This window comes from Anaerocolumna sedimenticola (assembly GCF_009931695.1).
GTDB classification, from domain to species: Bacteria; Bacillota; Clostridia; order Lachnospirales; family Lachnospiraceae; genus Anaerocolumna; species Anaerocolumna sedimenticola.
Map to the genome: position 1 here is coordinate 104,688 of NZ_CP048000.1, position 18,812 is coordinate 123,499.

The window sequence follows — 18,812 nt, forward strand, 5'->3', positions numbered from 1 at the left end:
AAAAACACTACAATATTCTACACAAAAAGACAATATAATATTTTAATTTTTTGTATAATTTTTAAGACAATTGTTAATTATCGGGTATTCCAACTTCGTGGTGGATGGCTTAATCTTGGAAGAATAAACCACCCACATTATTTCCGCGAAAGCAAAGTGAGAATTAGCAAGCTTGCTTGCAATAATTCCAACGCGCACGCGAACCGAAGAAACTCGCAAAGCGTGTTTCTTCCGGTTAAGTACTAAACATTCCGTTTTTGAAGCTCATTTTTTTCTTTTTTTTCTGTCGCTAAAGCCTCTAGCCCTGCCTCAACGAGAGTACGAATCATGTCAGATTGAGTTCTGTTATAGAAGAAATCCTTTTTGAATCCATCCAACAATGGTTCCATTTCAGGGGTTACAACAAATGTCATTCGTTTGAGTTCGGTTGCCATACTTATCACTCCTTTCTGTTGGGTCTGAACTTATGAACCTGACCATATTATAGTTCATAGGTTCTGAACCTGTCAAGACCTATTTTATATCTTTTTCCTGTTGACAGAACGTATGAACTTGTGCATAATATGAACTGGGGGTGATGAAAATGCCAACAGAGAAGCCAAGATACACTATCATTGTAGACGATGAACTACTAAAAAAGATTGATGACTTTCGCTTCGAAAACCGATATCCAAGTCGTTCGGCTGCTACTTTGGAGTTAATACGTATTGGTATGGAAGCGTTACAAAAGGAACATGATGACGCACAAAAAGATAAACCTAATCAGGACGTGGAGACAAAATAATGAGTGACACACCAATGTCATCCTAAAAAGGTTGAAGTAGGTGTTACTTACTGTCGATAGGAAGATTGAAACTCCTAAGCCAGATTTTACCCGTATGACAATGATGGTTCCTAAATACGGGACATCGTTTGATGGCAGGAACAGGGATTATGGTATTCCATTTGATGCTATTATTCAGGCATCAAAAAGTGGTGTGTATAAGTAACTAACATATCTTATCCACCACTAACTTGGAATAGCCATTTAAGTAGTAATTATCAGATTAAACTACTATATTTTGCATTATTATGGTGCTTTTTCTGTCTAATATTTGCAACATTAATACAAATATACAGTTTTGTATATACTATTTCCGATTTATTACATATAATAACAGAAAAAAACCAGTTAATAAATGATATGAAATCACTTTTTAACCGGTTTTTTGTATTCGTCTCCATTATGCCATATTATGATCTTATGCATATAGATTCATTTTTTTATCATTTATTCCTTAGAAATAACCTTATTTCGGTATTCATTAGCGGAAGTCCCCAGATTTTTCTTAAAAACCCTTGAGAAATGAGCCATATCTACGAATCCCACCATCTCCGCAATATCTCCGATACGCAGAGATGGGTCTTTTAATAATTTTTGTGCTTCCTTTATCCTGATGTGGTTCAGTATTTCTGAAAAATTCTGTCCCATATGGCGGTTAAGTAATTTACTTAAATGCCACTGACTAATATAGGTTTTCTCCGCCACTTCAGAGAGAGTAAGTTTATGGGCATAATTTAATTCTATATATTTAATTGCATTATTTACGATGAAACTGCTCGCAGCATTATTATCTGCTTTCTCTTCTTCCTCCGGTTCTCCCTCCGTAGGTTCCGCTATTATATGTTTTGCCATAAGATTCCTGACCATGGCTTCAATAGCTTCGTTGATTTCATCCATACTGGAGGGTTTTAAAAGGTATCTAGTCACCCCCAGGCGTATTGCACGCTGCGCAAAATCAAAGTCACGGTATCCCGTTAATATACTGATTTCCGTATTAGGAAATTCTGATTTTAGTCCCGCTACCATACTTAATCCATCTAATCCCGGCATCGCGATATCAGAAAACAGAATATTTGGCTTCTGCTCTCTTATTATTTCCGTTCCTTCAATACCGTCATTTGCCGTTGCAACAATCTGACAGCCAAATTTATCCCAGGGTATCATACGGGATATTCCTTCTACTATAATAGGCTCATCATCAATAATAACGACTTTATACATATTTCCCCTTTTCTGAGGTTATTGCAAATTTTAATAATTACTGTACTTAGAATATGGTATCATATTCTCCCATATGTCTATATTATGAATTTGCAACAGCCCCTTAATACATATCCACAATTTAACTAATAACATTCCCCATAATTAAGCATCCTAGGCATAATTCTACCCTTTGATTGCGCCGGCTGTCAATCCTTTAATAATGTTCTTTTGTAAAAATATATAAACAATTAAAACCGGTATAACAATCAGTGTTACCGATGCTGCCATTAGTCCGTAGTCCGTTCCGTATTTGGAACTGATTTCATTTAGCAGGGTACTGATGGGATATTTTGTCCTTTTTCTAATCATGATCAACTGTGTAAATAAATCATTATATGACCACAAAAAGCAAAATATTGCTACGGTCGCCATTGACGGTCTGGATAAAGGTACAATTATCCCGGTAAATACCTTACTGACTCCGGCTCCTTCCATATAAGCTGCTTCCTCCATCTCAAGAGGCAGTCCTCTTAAAAATCCCATCATTACAATGGTTGCAAAACTTAAATTTCCCGCAACCTGGGGCAGTATAACACTTAAGGGTTTATTTAAGAGTTCCATACCCGTCATCATTTTAAACACCGGAATAATGGTTGAGAAGGCCGGAAACATAAGGCTCGATACAATTAAGGAATTAATCAGTGTTTTTCCCTTAAAATTATAACGTGTCATGGCAAAAGCCATCATAGTGGATAATATCATTACGGCGATTGTAACACTGCCGGAAATAATTAAGCTGTTTTCATAAGAAACTAATATATTTTGTTTACCGAAAGCATTGGTATAGTTATCAAAAGTAAATTCCTTAGGAAGTGAAAATGTACTGTTAACAACCTCTCTTGAGGGTTTAAATGAATTATTTAAAACCCATACAAAGGGAAATACCGTTGTAACTGCCCAAAAGATTAGAATGAAATAGATTAACACATGGGCAATGGAAAACTGTTTCTTTCTTTTTGTTTTAACCTGAGACAATTGTTACACCTCCTTACAGATTTGCATCCGGTTTTAATATTTTTGACGTTATCTGTGCAACAACAAGCCCAAATATTACGATTACCAGTGCTATGGTTGAACCATAATCAATATTGCTGATGGTAAAAGTCTGTTCATACATATAGGTACCAAGAAAATGAGTTAACCCCTGAGGAGCACCCTTCGGTACGATAACCCATGGCAAATCAAATACTTTTAAGGCGCCTGTTACGCCTAAAGTGATACAAGTGCAGATAACTCCCCGAAGAAGAGGAATCGTAATATAAAACACCTGTTTAAACTTGGAACAACCGTCAATGGAGGCTGCTTCATATACATCGTCGGAAATATCGCTTAGCCCTGTCAGCATAATTACAAAATAAAAACCTACATAACTCCACAAAGTAGGTATGGAAACCATAATAAAAGCGGTACTGGGAGCCAGCCAGTTAACCGGTTTCATAGCCAGTGCTTTTAGCAATTGGTTTAACATGCCGCCGTTGTAGGCGTAAAATAACTTAAAAATAAGTCCGATTGCCGTTGCGGAAATTACAATTGGAAAAAAATAAACAGTACGGAAAAATTGTTGTCCGCGTTTTATGTTACTTACAAGAACAGCAAGTATAAATGCGATGCCAACCTGGAATATTATGGTCAAACCCATCATTTTAAAGGAATTAATAATTGCTATCCTGATTTTTAGGTCAGTAAACAGTTTTTTAAAATTATCCAGCCCAATGAATTTCCATTCCTGGCCCGGCATCCTTACGAAAGTGGTCATATCATAAAAGCTGTTGATAATATTTTCTATAAAGGGTTCATATAAAAATACCAGCATCAAAATAAATCCAGGCAATAAAAATGCGAGTAGGGGTAATTTCTTCTTATATAGCATTGATAACCTGCCTTTCGTCTACCTATTGCTAACTGGAAGAAACACGCTTTGCGAGTTTCTTCGGTTCCCGTGCACGTTGGAATAATTGCAAGCAAGCTTGCTAATTCTCACTTTGCTTTCGAGGAAATAACAGACAATTGCGAAACTATTTAGTTTTTTTATAACAGTGAGGTTTCGCAATTTCTAATTGTAAAAATCTTAAAAAGTGGCTGCTGCAAAATCCTGATGATACTTACCTGCATATTCACATCCGTAAGTTTATACTCAAAGAATTTTGCAACAGCCGGTTTACTTATTTTTTACTTGCATTTACGGATAGAACTTCATTTAATAAATCAGCAGGATCAACATCTCCTGTGGATACACCTACAATACCGGATATTAAGGTATTATATGCTTCCTGGGAAATTCTTGAATCAGTCGGTGCACTGATACTGGTAGCCGCACTGCTGTAATCCAGACCGGAAATTCCAAGGGAAGTCATGTTAGCAATCGGTTCTACGGCACAAGCTGCCTGGCCATTGCCGCCCCAGTATTTTGTTACGGATTCCTTATTGGTGTGTGCCATTACAAATTTAACAGCAGCATCTTTCTTATCCGGATCTTCCCAAGCTTTTTTGGTAATGTAGAAACCGGAGGAAATACCGCCTACCATAGCACCGGCTGGCGCTTTGCCCCCAGGTATTGTAGGAAATGCTACTACGACGGTCTTATCCTGATCCGGTATACCGCCTGCATACCAGGAACCATCTAACTGCATTGCTGCCTGTTTATTTTTAAATAACTCACCTGCCAAATCATTATCAATGGTGTCGGTATCTTCAGGAAAAGCTCCCATATCTCTTAAAGTTTTAAACATGGAAAGACCTTTTACCCAATCCTCAGGAGCTTCTGTGGGAACCGTAGCATAACCTTCCGGACCAGCTGCTGAAAGCATTAAGAACTCTACCCAATAATGGGGTACATTGTTTAAAGAAACTGCAATGGGAACGATGCCGTTTGCTTTAAAAGTTTCGATCGCTTTTGTCATCTTATCCCAATCAGTCGGAAGTTCAAGACTATATTGATCAAATAAATCTTTGTTGCAGAATAAACCTTCCCAGTAACCGGTAGTCGGCACTGCTCTTTGAACTCCATCCGGATTTGATGCTGCCTGCAGGGCCGTATCCAGAGTGTCTTTTGCATAATCAGGATAAGCTGCTTTAATTTCTTCAATCGTAACAAATTTGTCTGCGGCTAATACGTCACTTGCATTGGCATCCGTGAAATATTGGATAACATCCGGTTCATTGCCTACTGCAAAGTCAGCTGCTATTTTTGTCTTCCAGTCCTGGTCAGATGATTGGGAATCATCTTCTAATGTTATGTAAGAATAGTCTTTCATAAACTGATCGTTAATTGCCTGATAGTTACCTGCATTGGGATCCGTACCGCCGAACATGGACACTGTTGTTAAGGTCACCGGATTTGGTGCAGCTGCTTCTTGTGTAGCAGCCGGTTCTGAACTGGTATCCGCTGCGGCAGTATCTTCAGAAGTGCTTTGGGTTGTTTCCTGCGCCGTTTCCTGCGCCGTTTCTTTTACTGCCGGCTTTTTACCACATGCTGTCATAAGTGAAGCCATTAATACGACTGTCAAAAGAATGGATAGGTATTTTTTAACATTCTTCTTCATAAATATTCCTCCCGATTGAAATATAGTTTCTACAACTATGAGAGTAAACCCTCATTGGTATAACTGTATTATACTAACAATTCCCACAAAATACATTTGTTCATCTTGACATTATTTGTTCATTCTTGCTATATTGAACATAATATGCAAAACTCCTATTTTCATTATAATTTAAGCTCTCAAATCATACTTTTTTCAACATTTTCTGAGTGTGAACGGGAATAAGCGGGATCAAATAATTTAATGATTTACCCGGCAAAATCCTTATACTATATTTAATGTATAAATATATATAAGCTCGTATTCATTCATCAGATAAAATTGGGGTATGGCGAATAAATCATTTACTCTATTTATAATTGGGATTGTTCAGCATATTATTCAGCAATTTTCCCTTTTCCGAATCCAAAGGCATCTCATAAGGTATGGTAATGGTTGAAACCGTATCCGACTCATCAAAGGGAAGTATGGTGAGTCCATATTCTTCTCCGTAAATCAGTTTTATCCTTTCATTCACATTACGTATACCAAGGGAAATATGCTTTCCTTTACTATTTGCAATACTTCCTGCTTTTCCTTCAAGAATCTCTTTCACTCTCCAAACATCTTCTTCGGTCATCCTCTTACCGGAATTAATGACCTGAAGTATCACTTTTCCGTTTTCCGTATATACTTTTAATTTGATCGTTCCAGATTTTACTGCCTCTATTCCGTGTACCACAGCGTTTTCCAAAATAGGCTGAAGAATCAGCTGTGGTATGGGAAGCTGTAAAAGTGTCTGGTCTACTTCTTTCTCGACCCGCAGCCTTTGCCCGAACCGCATGGATATAATATAAAAGTAAGCATCTGCACATCTTAATTCTTCTGCAAGATTTATGAGTCTTTTATTGGTACGGTCCATACTGTAATCCAATAAGGTTCCCAATGCTTCAATCATTTTTGATACGGCGACGTCACCTGCCATTCTTGCCTGCCAATTCATCATTTCCAGGGTATTATTAAGAAAATGGGGGTTTATCTGGGATTGCAGGGCAATAATCTTGGCTTCTTTTCTGGCTAACTTTTCGTTATAAGCATAATCAAATAAATATTTTACTTCACTGGACATTCGGTTAAAGGAATCCGAAAGATACGCAAACTCTGCATTGGGCATGGGTTCTCCTTCAATCTGCATGCCTATTTTACCTTGTTCCATCTCCTTGGAGGCTTCAATCATCCGCCCCATAGGAGCTGTTATATGCCTGGCAATAAAGTATAACATATAGATAAATACCGGGATTATTATGAGAAAAATAAGAATCATGATATAATTTAATGCAATCAGCTCGGAATAAATGGTATTTTTATTGGCAATCAAAACGGCTCCCAGATGGTAATCATCAAACTTCTGCTGATAAATCAAAGCCGTATATATGCTATCATCCACCTTATTAATTCTGCGGTTTTTCAGTACAGAATACTTTGATTTTAATTTATCCAGAATGGGGGTAAAAGATTCAATTTCGGAATTTGCATCATAAAGAACCATGGAATCCGAGTCATTAATAAAAAAGCCAAGTTCATAATCTTTATTTAAAGAAATACCCTCAAATAATTTGCTGGTATTTAACTCCACTACCAATGTACCGAATTTGGTATAATTTGTTGTAGTATAAAGATTCCGGATAATATAGATTTTCCCGTTAATGATTTTTATGTGGGCGTCTGAAGTATCCTCGTCCGTAATTTTATTTGCTTCTTGTTTTACTTCTTCCTTATATGTATTAATGTAACTGGTTGGTTTTCTAGAAGTATAATAGAGACGGTCCGGATGATCGGACAGATAAAAAACGGATATGATAAATCGGGTATCATTATAATATTTGCTTTTTAAATTACCGATAACTTCTTTATAAAAATCTGCATCGGATATATTCCCGGCCTTGTATCGTTTCCAGGCTTTTTCAATGACTAATTCATAGGATGTTTTCTTTGATATGGTAATTGCTTCATCTATTTTCTGAGAATGGAAAGTGGTAAAATTCTTAAGGCTTTCTTCCATCAACGTCTCGGTTTTATCCATAATGCTTTTTCGATAATACAAGCTCATAAATAAAAATATGATTAAAACAGGTACAATCCAACAGATTACTACTAAAAACAGAAGCCTTCTTCTTAAGGATATGGGTTTTCTTAATAAATTACTTCTGTGTAATAGATTCCTTTTACTGATTAACATTGTTAAGTTACCTCCCAAAATCATATAATAGAGTCTCTTGAATTTAATTTTAACTTATGCAACTGTCCCCAACTGATGGGCTTTTACTTTAGAAATATAAGAGATGGGCTATCCAATAGAACAGCCCATCGATACGTCATCATATTATAATTTTAGCAAGCTTCTAATTACTAATTCGCTTTCATTATATCATGAACCAAAAAGCTTGTTCCTGAATCTTGCTGCTCCGCTCCTCACTACGTTTTCATTCTATCACATTTTTGTAAAATATTCCACCCATACAATATCAGCTGATGAAATTGATTCATTCTCTGCTGCAAATGCAGCAGAACTCCTAATAAGACTATTTGGTTGCATCAATTTTACAGTTTTGTATTATTTGGTACAAATAAGTGGGCTACAAAAAATAGCCCATTCATCATTATTTATGATTCAATACCAATTTCTTTTGTTCCAGTGTTTTTTTATTATTCAAACCTAAAAAGTCTTCATAAGTCTCACAAAGTTTAATGGCATCTTCTGCCTCCGGCATCTCGCAAAAGATTCGAAGAAGCGGTTCGGTACCGGAGAACCTGGCGATAATCCATCCGCCGTTTTTAAAGTATACTTTGCAGCCATCCAGATATGAGATTTTATCCACCTCAAAGGGTATATCCGGTAAGCATTTATCCACAAGGAGGGTCATAAAGATTTCTTCTTTTTTCTCCTGAGTAAATTTATAATCTCTTTCTTCCATATAAATAGCCCCGTTTTCCTCTTCGATCTCACGGATAATCTGTGATAAATTCTTTCCCGTAACGGCTATCATCTCGATTAAGAGAGCTGCCGCATAGATACCGTCTTTCCCGTTTATATGGCCTCTGACGGTTAATCCTCCGGAAGATTCCCCGCCGATAATCGCATTGGTCTCCTGCATTTTAGCAGAGATGTATTTAAATCCCACCGGTACCTCATAACATTTCTCTCCAAAGCTTTCAGCTACCTTATCAAGCATGTGGGTTGTTGCAATATTTCTTACTACTGCTCCATGCCAGCCTTTATATTTTACCAGATAATAATATAGTACCACTAAAAGATCATTGGGATGTAAAAATCTCCCCGTGTCATCAATAACTCCAATACGGTCCGCATCCCCATCTGTTGCAATTCCTATATCCATATAATGATCCGCCACATAATTTTTAAGGCTTCTTAAGGTCTGGGCAGATGGGGATGGCAGTTTACCGCCAAATAGAGTATCATGCCTGTCATGAATGGTATTCACTTCACATCTGGCTGTTAACAGTATGGTTTTTAAGGAAGTTTCACTTACTCCGTACATGGGATCTAAAGCAATCCGTAACCCTCTGTTTTTAATCGCCTGCATATCTATGGCGTTAATGATATTGTCAAGATATTCATTCAAAGGATTAATCTCTATAATCAGCTGAGCTTCCACAGCTTTTTCATATTCCATCCCCAGAACTTCTTCCTCTTTCACATCCATGATATAATTTTCGATATCCTGGGTCTGGATTTCGTCCGCATCCCGGCCTCCATAGGTAAATACTTTGATTCCGTTATAAATAGCCGGATTATGGCTGGCTGTAATCATCATTCCATAATGCAATTCGTGTTTCATAACATAATACATGATTAATGGTGTTGGTGAAGAACGGTTAATTAAATAGGCTGTTATTCCTTCCGCGGCAAATATTTCCCCAGCCCATCTCATTGCTTCCTTGGATAGAAATCTTCTGTCATATCCGATGACGATACCATTCTCCGTAACACCTTCATTCATCATTTTTACAGCCAGGGCTTTTGATAATTTTTGTATGTTTGATTTGGTAAAATCTTCTCCTATTATAGCCCTCCAGCCGCCTGTACCAAACTTTACCATCTTAAAGCCTCCTTAGTTTGCAAAATTTTAACCCATTATAACGATAATTTTATTTATTTCCGTGTTATTAATAAATTTAATTTCATTAACTTCTTCTCCGTTTAAGGTGATGGATTTAACTCCTTTCATAACACCCTCCGGATTGAGAATGGTGATATCATAACTTACACCTCTCCATTCCCTGGTTACATGAAACTCTTTCCATTCAGACGGTATGCAGGGATCAATCGTCAGAGTATCAAATCCCGGCTGTATTCCTAATATGTATCTGGTAACTGCAAAATAAGCCCAGCCGCCTGTGCCCGTCATAAAGGGATGTCTTGCTCTGCCAAAACCCGTATGGTCCCTGCCCATAATGAACTGGCAGTAGGAATACGGTTCTGCTTCCCGGATTTCAATCATATCGTTCTGATTATAAGGGCATAGGGCATTATAAAATTTCATCGCCCGGTCTCCCCGTCCTAATATACATTCCGCAGCCCAGGCCCAGGGATTGGGATGACTGAAGATTGCACCGTTTTCTTTTAATCCCGGATATACTCTGGTTACGAAACCAATATCCTCATCCGGAACCGTATAAGAGGGTCCGTTTAACATAATTCCGTAAGGGGTGGCGAGGTATTTATCAATACTGTCCATAGCTTTAATCCCTTTTTCATAAGGTGCAGCACCGGATAATACCGCCCAGGCATTGGATTCCAGATGAATTTTACCCTCTTTGTCTTCACTGGTTCCGATTTTCCTGCCGTTTTTTGTAACGCCCCGGATATACCATTCCTTATCCCATAGTTCCCTGTCACAGACTTCTTTTACTTTCTCTCTCATGGCAGTGTATTTCTTCATATCCTCCGTCTTACCTAAATACTCTGCAACTTCTAAGAAATTACCCAATGCCCAGTAATGTAAAAAGGTTACCAGTGCACTTTCGCCTCCTCCAAGATTCAGGCAGTCATTCCAGTCCGCCCGAAGACCTTTGCAGATGCCTCTTTGTCCCACCTGCTCATAAGAAAAATCCAGGATTTTGGTCATATGCTCATATACAGTGCCACTGCCTATGTCTGCGTATGTTAATTCTTCCATTAAAAAGGAGAATTCCCCGGTTTCTTTCACATATTCTACAATAGAACTGACCAGCCAGAGAGCATCGTCGGAGCAGGCATCTTTTATCCCATGTATGATATCATCTCTATTAGGTGTGGGAATTACCGTAGGAGATTTAAAGGGTTTTACTTCCGTGTCCGGATCAAACCATTCCGGTTGGAATAAATGGAGTCCGTAACCGGTTGATACAAGACCTCTTAAGAGTTCAACCAGCCTCTGACGGCATTTGGATGGATTGGAGTGTGGTATGGTCATGGCATCCTGTGCCGTATCCCTGTAACCTAATCCGGTTCTTCCTCCTACCTCGATAAAGGAAGCGAAGCGGGAAAACATGATATTAATCTCTGATTGATATAGATTCCAGATATTTATTAAGGTATTCATTCCTTCATTTGGAGTCCGTATCTGTAATTTATTTAATTTTCTATTCCAAAATAAAGCTAATTGCTTAAAAGCTTCATCCACATTCCTTATATTCGAATATTTTTCACGTATCCTGTAACCGGCTTCCCTGCCTCCTTCTCCTAACATAAATACAAGCCGCGCCTCTTCCCCTGGCATTAATGAAATCTTTTTATGCAGGGAACCGCAGTGATTATTTCCTTTTTCAAAGCTGCCGCTGCAAATCCCATTTTCCACGGCAATAGGATTACTTTCCGTACGGTATAAACCTATGAATTTATCCCTGAGACAATCAAAACTGTCCGGCTCAAAATTGGACGTAAAATACTGATATCCAAACTCTTCATAAAATAAATCATGTTCAATTACACCATTTTCATAGGAAGAACCGGCAGCATAATTACTCATCTGAAAGTTTCGGTTATCCATATCAATGTGGTGATAGGAAAACTCGCAATAGGAAAATACACTTAAATGCCTGGGTTTTGATTCATTGTTTTTAATCTTTACATCCCAAAGCTCTACCGTATCCTCCATGGGTATAAATAAGGTCTGTTCCGCCTGAATCCCTTTATATTCACAGGAATATCTGGAATAGGATAAACCATGGCGGCATTCATATGTTGCCTCCTCCAGGGATTTGCCTACCGGCTGCCAGGATATGCTGAAATATTCCCCTGTCTCATCATCCCTTACATAAACATAATGCCCAGGCCGGTCCATTGGTATACTGTTGGCGCGAAAACGTGTGATGCGGTGATATTCCGGTGATTTATAAAACAGATATCCCCGGCCGTATGGTTTACAACCGCACACATATCTTTCACACCTAAATAATTGGTCCAGGAAGTGGGTAAATCCACCCGCTCGATTACGTATTCTCTGTTTTCATTATCAAAATATCCATATTTCATAGATAACTAAACCCTCCCATATCATGATAACCTTATTATAATCATTGGATATTTTAAAGGGTATTGCTGAGGGTGCGAATATTTGTATATAATTGTCCAGAATAAAGAGAGATAAACAAAGATAGGTTGGAAGTCTTTTGCTTCTGCATAAAATAGAAGTCAAGTACAAGGTAGACAGAAAGCAGTTATAAAAAAGTAGTATAAGATAAATCATAATCGATTATTTAGAATATTGGTAAATGATAAAACACTCTCATATTGACAATCCATTCCTGTAATATTATAATTAGTTTTATTACAAATGTAAGATTTTTGGAGGGTGTTCTGATGAAAAATTACCGCAAATTTCCGAAGCGGAATATGAAGTTATGAAAATTGTATGGAACTATGCACCGATCAACACAAATGAAGTCACGGATATGCTTGTCAAAACAACGGACTGGAGTCCCAAAACCATACAGACCATGTTAAAACGCCTGGTTCAAAAAGGTGCTCTGACTTATGAGAAAAACAGCCGGGTTTTTGTATATACTCCCCTGGTAAAAAAGGATGAATATCTTGATCAGGAAAACAATTCTTTTTTAAAGCGCTACTATGACGGTAATATAGCCTCCATGCTTACTAATTATCTGGAAAAGGATACTTTATCGGAAGAAGAAATCAAAGATCTGCAGAATATACTTTCCACCCGTAAAAGGAAAGGAGGCAATTAATATGCTGCCTTCTTTTGGGATACATTTTATTATAACCAATATAACGATTTCTCTCCTGATACTTGCAATTATACTCATAAAAAAGGGGCTGAAAAAACATATCTCAATCCGGGTTCATTATAATATCTGGTTCCTTTTTCTGATTATGCTGGTTATTCCCTTGATTCCTGTAAAATCAACGGGGTTATCTCATATTGGTGCTTTGCTTTCCTATTTGGATACTGCAAATAGTCAAGGAAACAGTCCTATTATACCCGAAGGCGTACCAACAGATACCGCTGCGGGTGTAAACTGGTTTCGGGATTTATCTGTTTCCGTAGACCGGACATCTCCATCTTTATTTAATACCTGTCTGATTGTTTTTTGGTTGACTGGCTGCTGTATCATGCTCTTTTTCACCATTCGGTCCAGCCTGCGAATCAGGAAGCTGATTCATTCCTCTCTTCCGGTACAGAATCAGCGGGTAAAATTATTGTTGAGGGAATGTAAAGAGAAAGCGGAAATAAAGAAAGATATTCCTGTTTTAAGCAGTGCATTTTTAAAATCACCTATTTCCATAGGAATATTTCATCCAAAAATTATTTTACCGATCCATCTCATATCGGATTTTAATGAAACAGAGATTCGCTATATTCTATTACATGAACTTCAGCATTACAGGCATAAAGATATTCCCATCAATTATATTATGTGTTTTGCCAGAATTTTTTACTGGTATCAGCCTTTTGTATGGTACGCATTGAAAGAAATGCGGAATGACCGTGAATTAGCCTGTGATACCTCTGTGTTGTATCTGCTGGATGAAGAAAGTTATGTGGATTATGGAACTACCCTGATTCGTTTTGCGGGAAAAGTATCCTGTCCCTCTTTTCCTTTTGCAACAGGCCTTGGCGGTACAAAGAAGCAGATAACAAAACGAATCATAAATATCACATCTTTTAATCCGGAATCCGGATGGCTAAAAGTGAAAAGTATACTGATTTTTGCCATAACATGTTCCATAATATTGGTATGTACTCCAATCCTGTCAATCAATGCAGCCCCTGATACTACCTATGGTTTTTCAGAAACTAATATTGATTATGAAGATCTGAGTTCGTATTTTAAACAGTATAACGGCAGTTTCGTCCTATATAACCTGAATTCGGATAATTGGACAATATATAATGAATCTAAAAGTTTAAAACGTATCTCACCGGATTCCACCTATAAAATATACAGCGCCTTATTCGGCCTGGAAAACGGTACCATCACCCCGGAAGCATCCGTATTACCCTGGGATAAAATAAATTATCCATATGAATCCTGGAATAAGGAGCAGAACCTGGATTCTGCCATAAAGAACTCAGTTAATTGGTACTTTCAGGCTTTGGACCAAAAAACCGGAAAGCAGGCACTTCAAAAGTATATAAACCAAATTAATTATGGTAATGAAAATCTCTCAGGAGGAATATCCCGGTTCTGGTTGGAATCCTCACTAAAAATTTCACCTGTGGAACAAGTAGAATTACTGACGAAATTCTATCAAAATGACTTTCATTTTAAAGACAGCAATATAAAGGCGGTAAAGAACGCACTATTGATTTCCCAAAGTTCGGGTAATGTCCTTTATGGCAAAACAGGTACCGGAAATATTGAGAATAACAATGTAAACGGATGGTTTGTCGGTTTTATTGAAAAAAGCGGTAATACCTATTTCTTTGCAACGAATATACAAGGGGAAGATAATACGGACGGAACCAATGCCCGTAATATAACTCTGGAGATTCTAAAGGCAAAACAGCTTTATCAGACGGAATAGAATATTTTATACCGGAAATCAAAAGTCATCATGGGGCTGTCGCACTAAATGCGGCGCCCTTTTTCATTTCCGCGAAAGCAAAGTGAGAATTAGCAAGCTTGCTTGCAATAATTCGAACGCGCACGCGAACCGAAGAAACTCGCAAAGCGTGTTTCTTCCGGTTAGAGATGTTTATCACATTTTAGGGTATCAAAATAGCGTGTGATTATTATCCAACAGAGACACGCTCTCACTCGGTTGCCGCACATAGCGGTACATAAGGTTTTAAAAGGAAGCTGCCGCCTCACGATTTCTCAATCGTTAAAGCGACAGCCCCATGATTATGGTAATGGAGTTTGTTATTTCAGGAAAGAAGGATACTTTTGCAGCCCATGTTTCGTACAATACAGATACAGAATTCCTCCACCTCTCATAATAGGCAAACGAAAAGCAGGGCTCTGCTCCGGATACAATCTGTTTAGCAGCATAAGATCATCATACACATAGGCCGCAAAAAAGATATAATGATCTTTCCTCATTTCATGGTTCAATGTAATATAGTAATCGGTATCAACTTCTTCTACGTACAATTCATGTCCTACCATTGGTGCAATTGGTGTCAACGGATGTAATCGGCGCCCACAACAGGAAATTGTTGTTTTTCCCGTACTTGTAAGAATATTTCCGCAGGTAGGACATACATAAAATTGTATTCTGTCAATTTTCCCGACATCAGGCCGGTTGGGCTCTAATTCTCCTTGCAGCAATTTGAGAATATCAGCACCCAGTATAGCAGAAAGCTCCTCCCAAAGTGTAACATCCGGACACCCTAAGCCACACTCCCACTTTGAAACAGTCTTATTACTGATATTTAATTGATCCGCAATTTGCTTTTGGGTCAATCCTTTTTCTTTGCGCAATTGTAATATCAACTTGCCGACTTTTGCACAATCCATCTGCTTTCCTCCATTCCAGTTAGTTTCTTATATAGGCAATTGCGAAACACTAAAATTTTCTGAGTATTCAATACAATTAATACGAATTTCATAGCTTCAGGTGCCTTTAGGGCAAAATTCAGCCCTGATATGTATTAATTGCATGTCATATAAATACAATAATCTAGTTTCGCAATTCCCTATAGTTTCTTACACTTACAGATACCTTGCAATTACTTGGACCAATCGCATGGGCAGCTGATTCAAGTCAGTGATATCGATAAAACATTCCTGCCCATAAATATCGCAGATGGTTTCCTTATCCTGTCCGATTGCTGCGGCCAGAAAGAGGATTCCCTTGCGCCTGTACTCGGTGATGACACGCCGCATATCGTCCAAGGCTGCGGTGCCGGTATAATCCGGCATCGCCTTTGGTTGTCCGTCACTCAGGCTGATAAGCAGTTTGGTTGTTTGGGGTGCTTTTACCATTTTTTCGGCTAAAATCCGCAGTGCCATCCCATCCCTGTTATTGCTGATGCTTTGAATTGCCATCAGCGAATATTTGTCATTCAGCTTTGCTTCCTCCCAGTCGATATAGGAGTACAGCGACATCTTTTCCTTGGGGGAACGGTCGGCGGTATCTCCATAAATCATCACCGGGATGCCGCACCTTTCGCAGAATTCATAGACCGCAACGGCCGTTTGTTTTGCCGCTTTAAGCCGGCCAAAGGCGTTCATGGAAGCCGACTGGTCAATTCGCAGGGCAACTGCCAGCGAAGGTTCTTCTTCAGGAGTGCGTTTTTTGGAAAAATACCGAAAGTCAGGAGTCGCTACTTTTTCAGCGTGAAACCTTGTGCCATATACACGGTTTTTGTCATATTCCGCGGAGATTTCAAACTCCAACAGCGGTTGGGTTTTTCGTGCCAGTTCCTGAATGACCGGCATAAGGGCAGAAGCAATTTGCCGGTACTCCTGTTTCTGTTCCGGGGTGGATTCCGGGCGATGAACGATCATACCCACCTTTTCATGTATAGAGCCTTTGACCGCTTCCCTGGCCTCATGGTTCAGATGCTTGCGATAGGAATCCCTTTCTTCCTTCCGATCAGCTTGTTCTTCCGGCTTCAATTCATGATACACCGGTGTACCATTCTCACCGGTGTCCATGCTTTGTGTTTCCGTGGTGGTTTCAGACTGGCTGTCTGTTTGTCCCTCGCTGTCAGGGGATTTCCTCAAGGCAGCCGACGGAGGTGTATCGGAATCGGATATGGACAAATCCACTTCAAAAGATCCATCCGAACGAATCTCTAAAACCTCCCCATTACATTCACCGTGATGGTATCTCACCTCCTCCAGTGCTGTCCGTATATCTTGCCGGGTTAACACCTGTTTTAAGATAGTAATTTCATCCGGATCGGTGGTAATTTTATAGATAACCTTGTGATACATTGCTTCCATTACGTCTGTTCCCTGCAAAACTGCGTCTACCCAAAAAAAGTAGGAACGCATACCGGCCACGCCTTTGATCGCATTAGCCTTGGCGGTTCTATCAAGTAAAATAATGACCTGTGCGAATGTACGCAGTAAATCCTTATCCTGACAACCTGTTTTTGCCGCCGCCCGTTCCATCATCACCTCTACTGGGGGTAAATCCATTTTCTCCGTGTGCTGTACCCGGTCTCGCAGGGCTTCGTTAAGTGGATGGCATCCGTTATATCCCCGGTTGGTAGTGATAACAGCTATAAAATCCGGATGGCGGTGGACAATGCGGGTAGGCAGATTGATACTGCCGTCCGGCTCCAGAGCCGAATTAAGAGCCATCAGTACCGCCGCATCCCTGATTACCGTAGGTTCCTGAATTTCCAGAAGCCAGCCGTTTTCATAGGCACGTAAGATTTCAGACGGGTAATACTGATATGTCACGCCAATATTTTGTCCATCATTTTGTACCCCCTCCTCCGGGAGCACCGGGAGGATAGCTCCCAGCACGTCGGATTTATCCATATCTGCAAAGCAGGTCACTTTTGTATAAGGCAAACCAAAGTCGGCGGAGAGAGCCTTGGCAAGCTGGGTTTTACCGGAACCGGCATCGCCCTCCAATAGGATCGCAGTAATTTTCATTTCGTCCCGTTCCCATCCCCGTTTGACCGCTTCGCAAATACGCCGCTCCGCATCACTTTCAATATGTGAGGAGGGCTTTTTCCAGACGAGTCTTTGTTCTTCTTCTGTCAACCGTCTGGCTGCTGACAAAAACCATTTATTTTCCACTATTAGTAAATCTCCAGTTCTTCAATGATTCGGGTAAGCGTCCGAAGCCGCTCCCCAGTCAGTTCTCCCAAGTCATTTAATGCCTGTGAAAACTCTTTTATGTCACTCTTAATATTCGGGTTTTCTGTACAGACTGCCACAGGCAGGACACCACCTTGAATCCCCACACGTTCCACCGTGGGATTTTCAGGATCATACAGCAGGGGCATTCGGTAAGCCTCTTTAAAATACAGAAGGGTACGGCCCAGAAAAATCATCAGATCAAATACTTGATGAATCGGTAGTTCGGTATGGACTTCCAGTGTTCCATCCTTACTCTCTTTCCAAAGCTGTGCCGCAATCTGCATATTCTTGTTTTCTTTCATAACAGGCTCACCCAAAGTCAACCTCTTGATATCAGAATAATAAGCGTTACGACCATCAATGCGGTCATACTCATCCGCAGTTATTACTATTTTTTCATTCATTTCCAAATCCTCCTTGCCTGCGGGTCATCTGCAAAACATAATTCCCGCAGAGTCTTTAGTTCATCCGTATGATCTTCCTGCGGGTCCTCATATTTTAAGACTTTCAATACAATAAATTCAAACCCTTCCTCACCGTACTGCTGCCAGAGTTCCTGCATTCTTTTGTTCGGATGGTTGCCGGTCAATAACTTAAAGCGGTTGCTGTTATAATCCGATTTTGTATCTTTGGAAATTCCCAAAAAAGATTCGCCGTTTGATTTGCAGCGGAATGAAATCACACCCATCTCCGGGCGGCGGTTTTTCCACTCCTCTATAAGTTCTTTTTTCTTTTTCATATCCATAGTTTTCACCTCGGTTTTTAGTTTACCCTAAAAAGTCTACGGAAACAATCCACGCTCCGTAGACTTTTTTAATTTAATTTTTTCTTGGCAACCAGGCGAATACCGGCAAACCAGACGGCAACAAATACAATTTTATTCCGTACCCAAACACGGTAAACTTATTATG

The 18,812-nt window shown here is 39.3% G+C and carries 15 protein-coding genes and 1 pseudogene; 4 read left to right on the forward strand and 12 right to left on the reverse strand.

Annotated elements, in window-relative coordinates; all coding sequences use genetic code 11:
- Positions 1-242 precede the first annotated feature (242 nt).
- The gene (locus Ana3638_RS00405) at positions 243-434 is read right to left on the reverse strand and encodes a hypothetical protein (RefSeq protein WP_161836039.1); all 192 of its coding nucleotides are present in this window, start codon (positions 432-434) and stop codon (positions 243-245) included.
- Positions 435-583: 149 nt separating this feature from the next.
- Between Ana3638_RS00405 and Ana3638_RS00410 the strand changes: the two genes are divergently transcribed.
- Positions 584-784, forward strand: coding sequence for a hypothetical protein (locus Ana3638_RS00410; protein ID WP_161836041.1), 201 nt, complete (start codon positions 584-586; stop codon positions 782-784).
- Between the two features lie 40 nt (positions 785-824).
- The gene (locus Ana3638_RS00415) at positions 825-989 is read left to right on the forward strand and encodes a hypothetical protein (protein WP_161836043.1); all 165 of its coding nucleotides are present in this window, start codon (positions 825-827) and stop codon (positions 987-989) included.
- A gap of 281 nt (positions 990-1,270) precedes the next feature.
- Here Ana3638_RS00415 and Ana3638_RS00420 read toward each other — a convergent pair whose 3' ends face one another.
- The 7 genes and pseudogenes from Ana3638_RS00420 to Ana3638_RS00450 form a co-directional block, all read right to left on the reverse strand.
- Positions 1,271-2,044 (reverse strand): response regulator transcription factor, encoded by a 774-nt coding sequence (locus Ana3638_RS00420; RefSeq protein ID WP_161836045.1) that lies wholly within the window; start codon positions 2,042-2,044, stop codon positions 1,271-1,273.
- A 165-nt stretch (positions 2,045-2,209) separates the two neighbouring features.
- Positions 2,210-3,061 carry a carbohydrate ABC transporter permease gene (locus Ana3638_RS00425; protein ID WP_161836047.1) on the reverse strand — a complete coding sequence of 284 codons (852 nt, stop codon included), beginning with the start codon at positions 3,059-3,061 and terminating at the stop codon, positions 2,210-2,212.
- 13 nt (positions 3,062-3,074) lie between these two features.
- Positions 3,075-3,956: a carbohydrate ABC transporter permease gene (locus tag Ana3638_RS00430; protein ID WP_161836049.1), complete on the reverse strand. Its 882-nt coding sequence runs from the start codon at positions 3,954-3,956 to the stop codon at positions 3,075-3,077.
- A gap of 292 nt (positions 3,957-4,248) precedes the next feature.
- Positions 4,249-5,628 carry an ABC transporter substrate-binding protein gene (locus tag Ana3638_RS00435; protein ID WP_161836051.1) on the reverse strand — a complete coding sequence of 460 codons (1,380 nt, stop codon included), beginning with the start codon at positions 5,626-5,628 and terminating at the stop codon, positions 4,249-4,251.
- Positions 5,629-5,977: 349 nt separating this feature from the next.
- Positions 5,978-7,846: a sensor histidine kinase gene (locus Ana3638_RS00440; protein ID WP_161836053.1), complete on the reverse strand. Its 1,869-nt coding sequence runs from the start codon at positions 7,844-7,846 to the stop codon at positions 5,978-5,980.
- Positions 7,847-8,267: 421 nt separating this feature from the next.
- A complete protein-coding gene (locus Ana3638_RS00445) occupies positions 8,268-9,728 on the reverse strand; it encodes a phosphoglucomutase/phosphomannomutase family protein (protein ID WP_161836055.1) in 1,461 nt (486 codons plus the stop codon).
- A gap of 27 nt (positions 9,729-9,755) precedes the next feature.
- Positions 9,756-12,145 (reverse strand): annotated as a pseudogene (locus Ana3638_RS00450) (GH36-type glycosyl hydrolase domain-containing protein).
- A gap of 308 nt (positions 12,146-12,453) precedes the next feature.
- Between Ana3638_RS00450 and Ana3638_RS00455 the strand changes: the two are divergent.
- A complete protein-coding gene (locus Ana3638_RS00455; protein WP_281352922.1) occupies positions 12,454-12,858 on the forward strand; it encodes a BlaI/MecI/CopY family transcriptional regulator in 405 nt (134 codons plus the stop codon).
- 1 nt (position 12,859) lies between these two features.
- A complete protein-coding gene (locus tag Ana3638_RS00460; protein WP_161836059.1) occupies positions 12,860-14,659 on the forward strand; it encodes a BlaR1 family beta-lactam sensor/signal transducer in 1,800 nt (599 codons plus the stop codon).
- Between the two features lie 338 nt (positions 14,660-14,997).
- Here the strand turns inward: Ana3638_RS00460 and Ana3638_RS00465 are convergent, their stop codons facing one another.
- The 4 genes from Ana3638_RS00465 to Ana3638_RS00480 all read right to left on the reverse strand — a co-directional run bounded on the left by Ana3638_RS00465 (position 14,998) and on the right by Ana3638_RS00480 (position 18,646).
- Positions 14,998-15,594 carry a helix-turn-helix domain-containing protein gene (locus Ana3638_RS00465; RefSeq protein ID WP_161836061.1) on the reverse strand — a complete coding sequence of 199 codons (597 nt, stop codon included), beginning with the start codon at positions 15,592-15,594 and terminating at the stop codon, positions 14,998-15,000.
- Positions 15,595-15,789: 195 nt separating this feature from the next.
- Complete coding sequence (locus Ana3638_RS00470; protein ID WP_161836063.1) at positions 15,790-17,838, reverse strand: AAA family ATPase; 2,049 nt, start codon at positions 17,836-17,838, stop codon at positions 15,790-15,792.
- A gap of 2 nt (positions 17,839-17,840) precedes the next feature.
- Positions 17,841-18,305, reverse strand: a complete 465-nt coding sequence (locus Ana3638_RS00475; RefSeq protein WP_161836065.1) for a DUF6530 family protein — start codon at positions 18,303-18,305, stop codon at positions 17,841-17,843.
- On the reverse strand, positions 18,302-18,646 hold the full coding sequence (locus Ana3638_RS00480; protein WP_161836067.1) for a GIY-YIG nuclease family protein: 345 nt from the start codon (positions 18,644-18,646) through the stop codon (positions 18,302-18,304). The genes Ana3638_RS00475 and Ana3638_RS00480 overlap by 4 nt, the downstream gene beginning before the upstream one ends.
- Between the last annotated feature and the right edge of the window lie 166 nt (positions 18,647-18,812).

Bases quoted from the DNA above. Each gene is read 5' to 3' on its own strand.
- Ana3638_RS00405 (WP_161836039.1), bottom strand. From the start codon at position 434: ATGGCAACCGAACTCAAACGAATGACATTTGTTGTAACCCCTGAAATG.
- Ana3638_RS00410 (WP_161836041.1), top strand. From the start codon at position 584: ATGCCAACAGAGAAGCCAAGATACACTATCATTGTAGACGATGAACTA.
- Ana3638_RS00420 (WP_161836045.1), bottom strand. From the start codon at position 2,044: ATGTATAAAGTCGTTATTATTGATGATGAGCCTATTATAGTAGAAGGA.
- Ana3638_RS00430 (WP_161836049.1), bottom strand. From the start codon at position 3,956: ATGCTATATAAGAAGAAATTACCCCTACTCGCATTTTTATTGCCTGGA.
- Ana3638_RS00435 (WP_161836051.1), bottom strand. From the start codon at position 5,628: ATGAAGAAGAATGTTAAAAAATACCTATCCATTCTTTTGACAGTCGTA.
- Ana3638_RS00440 (WP_161836053.1), bottom strand. From the start codon at position 7,846: ATGTTAATCAGTAAAAGGAATCTATTACACAGAAGTAATTTATTAAGA.
- Ana3638_RS00445 (WP_161836055.1), bottom strand. From the start codon at position 9,728: ATGGTAAAGTTTGGTACAGGCGGCTGGAGGGCTATAATAGGAGAAGAT.
- Ana3638_RS00460 (WP_161836059.1), top strand. From the start codon at position 12,860: ATGCTGCCTTCTTTTGGGATACATTTTATTATAACCAATATAACGATT.
- Ana3638_RS00465 (WP_161836061.1), bottom strand. From the start codon at position 15,594: ATGGATTGTGCAAAAGTCGGCAAGTTGATATTACAATTGCGCAAAGAA.
- Ana3638_RS00475 (WP_161836065.1), bottom strand. From the start codon at position 18,305: ATGAATGAAAAAATAGTAATAACTGCGGATGAGTATGACCGCATTGAT.
- Ana3638_RS00480 (WP_161836067.1), bottom strand. From the start codon at position 18,646: ATGGATATGAAAAAGAAAAAAGAACTTATAGAGGAGTGGAAAAACCGC.